Origin of the sequence: Mariprofundus ferrooxydans PV-1, from assembly GCF_000153765.1 — a bacterium.
GTDB lineage: Bacteria > Pseudomonadota > Zetaproteobacteria > Mariprofundales > Mariprofundaceae > Mariprofundus > Mariprofundus ferrooxydans.
Map to the genome: position 1 here is coordinate 1,068,853 of NZ_DS022294.1, position 6,510 is coordinate 1,075,362.

The window sequence follows — 6,510 nt, forward strand, 5'->3', positions numbered from 1 at the left end:
AGTGTCCGCCGGGCATGATGAGGCTGACGATCTGTTTGCCGAAGCCATGGGTAAGGTCCGGCGTATGCCCGAGCCGGACAAAGTGCCGGCCAAAAAACGCCCGCCTCGCGCCCGTGACGTAACCGGGCTGCGCCCGCGTGCTGCGGTCGTGGTGCCGGAGACCGCGACCGCAGCGCTGCAGGAGACAGATCAGCCCTGGTGGCTGGTGGCAGACGGTGTCTCCCGCGAGCGTCTGAAACGGCTCACAGGCGGCCGGCCGCCTGTATCGCGCACCTTTGACCTGCACGGCATGACCCGGGATGCGGCACTTGATGCACTGGGCGATGGTTTTTCCATGGCTATCAGTGAAGGGGCGCGGGCACTCTGTGTCATCCATGGCCGCGGTCTGCACTCGCCCGATGGTAATCCGGTATTGAAGCAGGCTGTTTACCACTGGTTGCGCGAAGGACCGTTCGCCGGTCATGTGCTGGCGGCGGTGCCGCAGCCGGGCAGTGGCGGCGGCGCCTGCCTGGTGCTGCTGCGTCGTACGGGATCGTGAATAATGCTTTCAGATTAGAGGAAAATGGATGAACAGTTTATGGGATGAAAAGGACGCGCAGCCTCTGGCAGACGACCCGCTGGCACTGCGCGTTTACAGCTCGCGCCTGCTGGGACAGGAGCCGTCGCTGGTGCTGCACGGGGGCGGCAACACATCGGTGAAGGCCGATGCGGTCAACCTGTTCGGAGAAACGGAGTCGCTGATCTATGTCAAGGGCAGCGGCTGGGATCTGGCGACCATTGAGAAGGCCGGTTTTGCGCCGGTGCGGTTGGATGTGCTGCTCAAAATGGCGCGACTGCCATCGCTTTCCGATACGGATATGGTCACGGCCCAGCGGGCTGCAATGCTTGATCCATATGCGCCGAATCCGTCGGTGGAAGCGATTCTGCATGCGATTATTCCGTTTGCGTTTGTCGATCATACGCATGCCGATGCGGTGGTCACGATCAGTAATACGCCGGATGGCGAGGCACGGCTGCAGGAGATCTACGGCGAGCAGGTGCTGATTCTGCCCTATATCATGCCCGGCTTTGTGCTGGCCAAACAGGTGTTTGCCATGACCGCTTCGGTTAACTGGTCGCAGCTTCAGGGGATCGTATTGCTTGGCCACGGCATCTTCACCTTTGCCGATTCGGCGCGCGAGAGTTATGAGCGGATGATTAGCCTGGTATCGCAAGCTGAACGCTTTCTGGCCGAATATGCGAAGCCGCCTGTGGCTGACGCTGTCGCACAACCTGTGAATTCGCTGCAACTGGCAGCGGTGCGCGCGGCCGTATCGCAGGTGCGCGGGGTGCCGGTACTGGCGCAGATCGACAACAGCGCCATCGTCGCCGGCTTTGCCGGGCGCGATGATGTGGCCGAGGTTGCCACACGCGGACCATTGACGCCGGACCATGTCATTCGCACCAAGCGCACCCCGCTGCTGCTGGGTGACGACGATGAGCCGGCTGCGGTAGTTGCAGCCTATGGCGAGGACTACCGGACCTATTTCGAGCGTCACTGCACGCCCGGCCTGAGATGTCTGGATCAGGCGCCGCGCTGGGGCTTGTGGGCGGATCGCGGCGCCATCGCGTTCGGCACGACGGTGAGTGAATGCACGATCATTGCCGATATCGGCCGTCATACCATGCAGGCGATTGCGCAGGCAGAGTCACTGGGTGGATGGCAGGCGCTGCCAGAGCAGGATATTTTCGAGCTTGAATACTGGGAGCTGGAGCAGGCCAAACTGAAAAAAGGCGGAAGTGCACCGGAATTTCGCGGTCGCATTGCGCTGGTTACCGGTGCTGCCAGCGGCATCGGCGAGGCCTGTGTACACGCATTGCTGGCCCACGGTGCTGTTGTGGCGGCACTCGATATCAATCCGGCAGTAACCACGATGTTCGATAGTGTATCTGTGTTCGGAGTGGTTTGTGATATGACCGATGCCGGGTGCGTGCAGCAGGCGGTAGACGCATGCGTGCGTCATTTTGGAGGCCTGGATATTGTCATCAGCAATGCCGGCTGTTTTCCGCTGAGTCATCATATTGAGCGGATGCCTGCGGATATCTGGCAGCAGAGTATGGAGCTGAACCTGACCTCGCATCAGCGACTGCTTCAGTATGCTACTCCATACCTCAAGCTGGGCATCGAGCCTGCGGTCGTGATTATGGCCTCGAAGAATGTACCGGCGCCGGGACCGGGAGCTGCCGCTTATTCGGTGGCCAAGGCCGGCCTGACGCAGCTGGCGCGGGTGGCGGCGCTGGAGCTGGGAGGTGACGGTATACGGGTGAATGTTCTGCATCCGAATGCCGTCTTTGATACCGCGATCTGGAGTGAGGAGGTACTGGTGAAACGGGCTGCCAGTTACGGCTTGAGTGTGGGAGCCTACAAAAAGAACAATGTGCTGGGATGTGAAGTCACATCACGGCATGTGGCGGAGATGGCTTGCGCCATGGCCGGCCCGCTATTTGCGTGTACAACCGGAGCGCAACTGCCGCTGGATGGAGGAAATGACCGTGTTATCTGAGCGTATAAAAAAAACTGCTGCCGCTGAGCCAACCGGCTGCTATCATGCATGCATGATAGTGATGCGTGTAACTTTCTCCCTGATAATGCTACTGATGTTCTCATTGCCGGCGCAGGCTGCCGATGATGCGATGGCGCCGCCGGATGCGACATCATCGCCGGCGACCACGGCTGAGCAGCCGGATGTGATTGAAAAAGCGCCGAATATGCGGGATGAGATGAAGGCGCCGGATAAAGATACAGCGGTGGATATTCGCTCCTATCAGCGAAAGGATGGAGCCACTGTTACCGAATACGGCCAGCGCGGCCACGTGTTCAAGATCAAGGTACAGCCTGCCGGAGGCCTGCCAGCCTATTATCTCTATCGCGACCCCACCGGTAATTTTGTGCGCCGCCTCCCCGGCGGAGCCACAGGTATTACCCCGCCCAGCTGGATTTTAAAGGAATTCTGATTCCTGCCTGAGGGGGCCCTGTCATGACCGTTACACCACCGGCACTGACACTGATTACCGATACATCCCGTTATTCCGGAGATGCTTTTTTCGACGCTGTAGAGCAATCACTGACTGGCGGTCTGGATGCGGTACTGTTGCGCGAGAAAACGCTGAGTTCAGCCAAGCTGCTGGCCATGGCATCCCGTCTGCGGGAGTTGACGCGTGTGCACGGAGCTCAACTGATCATTCATAGCCAGGCCGATATTGCCGAAGCGGTCGATGCCGACGGGGTACACCTTGCTGCGCGAGATATCGGAACGATCCCTCTTGTGCGCGGATGGCTTAATGACCCGGCTAAAATGATCGCCGCCTCCTGTCATAATGCACAGGAGCTGGCGCTGGCGGCGCAGGCCGGGGCTGATTATGCCACGCTCTCTCCGGTCTTTCCGACAGCCAGTCATCCCGGCAGTGCATGTCTGGGCGTGGATGATTTCCGCAGGCTGGCTGAGCAGGCGGCGCTGCCGGTGGTGGCACTCGGCGGCATTACCACGCACAACTGCAATGAGCTGGACTGGCCGTATATGGCCGTCATCAGTGCGATTGCGGGTGCTGCATCACCATGTGATGCCACCCGGCTACTGCGTAGCTGCGATTAGCCTCACAGGTTGTTTTGCGCGGTTGAATTACCCGTGTGAACCTTCGGCGTAGAGTGCTTCAAGAATAGGGCGCGCGCCGGCATCGAGGATTTCATCGGCCAGAGCAATGCCCATGGCAGCGCCATCGCGACGTAAGCCGACGATTTCACGCCGGATCACAATTTTCCCGTCAACGGAACCGACCAACCCTTTCAGGGTCAGTTGATCACCATCGAGCGTGGCGAAGGCTGCAATCGGCACCTGGCAGCCACCCTCAAGCCTGGCCAGAAAGGCACGCTCGGCGCGGGTGCGATCCACGGTGTCGGCATGATTCAGTCTGTCTACCAGTGCATTGACGACGTCATCATCATTACGTGTCTGTATGCCCAGCGTTCCCTGCGCCACAGCCGGCAGCAGCATTTCGGTATCGATAAACTCATGCATCTGATCTTCCATGCCCATGCGGCGAATGCCGGCAGCCGCCAGAATGATGGCATCGACCTCCTGACCCATTTTGGACAGGCGGGTCTGGATATTGCCGCGCACAGAAACAAACTTGAATGTGGGGAACCGCGCCTGCAACTGCGCAACACGACGCAGGCTGGAGGTGCCGATGGTGGCGCCTTCAGGCAGTGTATCCAGTCCGCCGCCGGTAATGGTGGCAGCGGCATCGCGCGGATCGGCGCGCTCGGGCAGGGCGCGAATACTGGTGCCTTCAGGTAGCTGGGTCGGCACATCTTTCATCGAATGCACGGCAACATCTGCACGTCCGTCGAACAGCGCCTCATCAATCTCTTTGGTGAACAGCCCCTTGCCGCCAACCTTTGCCAGCGGCACATCGAGAATCTTGTCGCCGCGGGTGACGATCTTCACCAGCTCAGTGGTGACGTCCGGACTCATCTTCTCCAGCTCGGCAGCAATATATTCGGCCTGCCAGAGGGCAAGCGGGGAACGACGGGTGGCGATACGAATGTGGGGCACTGAATTCTCCTCCTGATTGAGAATGCGAAACGTACCTTTTTGCCCCTCCGAAGTAAAAACCTGCAGCAAAATTCATCGCAGAGGACACATAGGAAAGGAAAAATCGATTAATCAGGGGGAGTGGTAAAATGAAACCTGATACTCCCGAAATAATGTGATGAAGTGGATTTCACTGAGTCGCTACCATTGTGTTAGACTTTTATAAGTTTTGTTTTTGGCCGAACATCATTCAGTGGGGCTCTGTATTGTGCTTCTGAGCGGGAGAGGAAGTGCGGGGTGGTAACGCCGTAGCGGCGGGACTGCTCGCAGGGCCCGCCGGCAGGCATCGAAGATCGACTTGCTGCGCTGTTCCAACAACTTAGTGAAGTGGCTCAAAAAAACAGGGCTACGTTTGACCGTAGCCCTGAGGGTCTCCTTCAAGTGTTGGTTTGCTTTAGTGCTGCGACTTCATCATCAGCTTGATCATCTTCACGTTGATGACGATGAAGCGGATGAACTGCCACGGTAGCGAATTACGCATATAGCGGGTGAAGCCCGTCGGCGTGGGCGGGTAATAGGACTGCTGGTAGGGCTCACGGTTGGTGGCTTTTGGCATTTCTCTCTCCTGGATTTGTATTCTGGGTTAGTCCGGCATATATGACCAGCCGGGTTTCATCTTCGACTGGTACATGAAGGTGTAGTGCAGCATGTACTTCATCCAGTGGCCGGCCAGGCCGACTTCGCCGGTGGTCAGGTTGAGGTCGCGGCCGTATGCCGGATACTTCACGTAGTCCGGTACAACCGGGTAGACAGCCATCGAGACGGCACTGCCGCGGATGAAATGCGAACCCGTGGAGGCTATACAGGCAGCTCCCATCTCAGCCATGGAGGCATGGTGGGTTGGCTTCTCGGCGCCATTGAGCATGTCGCGGATGCTTTTGGCCACGTTGACGGCCATGGCGGCGGAAGGCATACCGGTGCGCGGGGGTGTGGGGCTGATCGGCGTGCCGTTGGTGCTCTTCATCGGCTTGCTGATCGGGTGCGGCGGGGCGAACGCGATGCCGATGGCAAACAGGTTCTTGTAGGTCGGGTTCTGATAGGTCTTCGGCCAGTCCTCGGCACTCCACTCCTCGTAGGGGCGCGGCGTGTAGTCGCCGTCCACCTTCAAAAAGCCGTTCGGGGCGAACAGGTTTCCGGTGATGTCCTCGCCCTTCTTATCGAAGGCCTGCAGACCCACGCCGGCGAAGGGGGGAATGAGCATCGAGAAGTCGAACTCAAGTTCGCCCATGCTGCCGTCGAGCAGTTCATAATGAATCTTGCCCGGTTCGACCTTGTTGACATGGGCACGCGTGATCCACTCGATGTCGCGCTCCACCATCAGCGATTCGGAGAAGGTTTTGGCGTTGGTCACATAGCCGCCGCGCTTGATGTGCACGCCGCCCATGCCGAAATCGCCCAATTCGTACTCGTTGCTGATCCAGATAATGCGTGCCTTGTCGCGCACGCCGGCCTCGCGCAGCGTGTGATCCACGTTGTAGGTGTATTCGAAGGCCGCGCCCTGGCAGGTACACATGCCATGGCCTGTACCGATCACGAAGGTTCGCTGCTCGCCATTCTTCATGGCTTCGATCTGCTCATGCAGCTTCTCGTTAGCTTCCAGGGCGTGCTTGGCGGTACATACGGACACGGTGTAGCCATTATCCGGGCCGAGGCCCTCGGTGGCGTTGAAGTTCAGCTTGGGTCCGGTGGCATTGATCAGGTAGTCATAGGTAAGGGCTTCTTCCTGGCCCGCACGTGCCTCGTCGGTGAATTCGACGGTAACGAATGGGGATTCGTTGTCCTTGCTTCCCTCCGGGTGGATGGAGATTGCCTTGGCCTGATGGAAGGTGATTCCAGCCTTGTCGTACACCTGCTTCAGGTCGAAGGTCACATCCTCTCT

General features: G+C 58.8%; 7 protein-coding genes. 4 read left to right on the top strand and 3 right to left on the bottom strand.

Annotated elements, in window-relative coordinates:
• Window position 1: 1 nt before the first annotated feature.
• From SPV1_RS04945 to SPV1_RS04960, 4 genes are read left to right on the top strand one after another with little or no spacing between them, the layout of a single operon-like run.
• On the top strand, window positions 2-538 hold the full coding sequence (locus tag SPV1_RS04945; protein ID WP_009850023.1) for a Smr/MutS family protein: 537 nt from the start codon (window positions 2-4) through the stop codon (window positions 536-538).
• 28 nt (window positions 539-566) lie between these two features.
• Window positions 567-2,543 (top strand): bifunctional aldolase/short-chain dehydrogenase, encoded by a 1,977-nt coding sequence (locus SPV1_RS04950; protein ID WP_009850024.1) that lies wholly within the window; start codon window positions 567-569, stop codon window positions 2,541-2,543.
• 52 nt (window positions 2,544-2,595) lie between these two features.
• On the top strand, window positions 2,596-2,994 hold the full coding sequence (locus SPV1_RS04955; protein ID WP_231288289.1) for a DUF2782 domain-containing protein: 399 nt from the start codon (window positions 2,596-2,598) through the stop codon (window positions 2,992-2,994).
• Window positions 2,995-3,017: 23 nt separating this feature from the next.
• Window positions 3,018-3,632 (top strand): thiamine phosphate synthase, encoded by a 615-nt coding sequence (locus tag SPV1_RS04960; protein WP_009850026.1) that lies wholly within the window; start codon window positions 3,018-3,020, stop codon window positions 3,630-3,632.
• A 27-nt stretch (window positions 3,633-3,659) separates the two neighbouring features.
• Here the strand turns inward: SPV1_RS04960 and hemC are convergent, their stop codons facing one another.
• The 3 genes from hemC to SPV1_RS04970 form a co-directional block, all read right to left on the bottom strand.
• Window positions 3,660-4,592 carry a hydroxymethylbilane synthase gene (hemC, locus tag SPV1_RS04965; protein ID WP_018294980.1) on the bottom strand — a complete coding sequence of 311 codons (933 nt, stop codon included), beginning with the start codon at window positions 4,590-4,592 and terminating at the stop codon, window positions 3,660-3,662.
• Between the two features lie 433 nt (window positions 4,593-5,025).
• A complete protein-coding gene (locus SPV1_RS14485) occupies window positions 5,026-5,187 on the bottom strand; it encodes a hypothetical protein (protein WP_009850028.1) in 162 nt (53 codons plus the stop codon).
• Between the two features lie 27 nt (window positions 5,188-5,214).
• Window positions 5,215-6,510 (bottom strand): NAD(P)/FAD-dependent oxidoreductase (locus SPV1_RS04970; RefSeq protein WP_009850029.1); only part of this gene is annotated, 1,296 nt, incomplete at its 5' end.

Excerpts from the sequence above, each read along its gene's own strand:
- SPV1_RS04950 (WP_009850024.1), top strand. The coding sequence starts at position 567 with ATGAACAGTTTATGGGATGAAAAGGACGCGCAGCCTCTGGCAGACGAC.
- SPV1_RS04955 (WP_231288289.1), top strand. The coding sequence starts at position 2,596 with ATGATAGTGATGCGTGTAACTTTCTCCCTGATAATGCTACTGATGTTC.
- SPV1_RS04960 (WP_009850026.1), top strand. The coding sequence starts at position 3,018 with ATGACCGTTACACCACCGGCACTGACACTGATTACCGATACATCCCGT.
- SPV1_RS14485 (WP_009850028.1), bottom strand. The coding sequence starts at position 5,187 with ATGCCAAAAGCCACCAACCGTGAGCCCTACCAGCAGTCCTATTACCCG.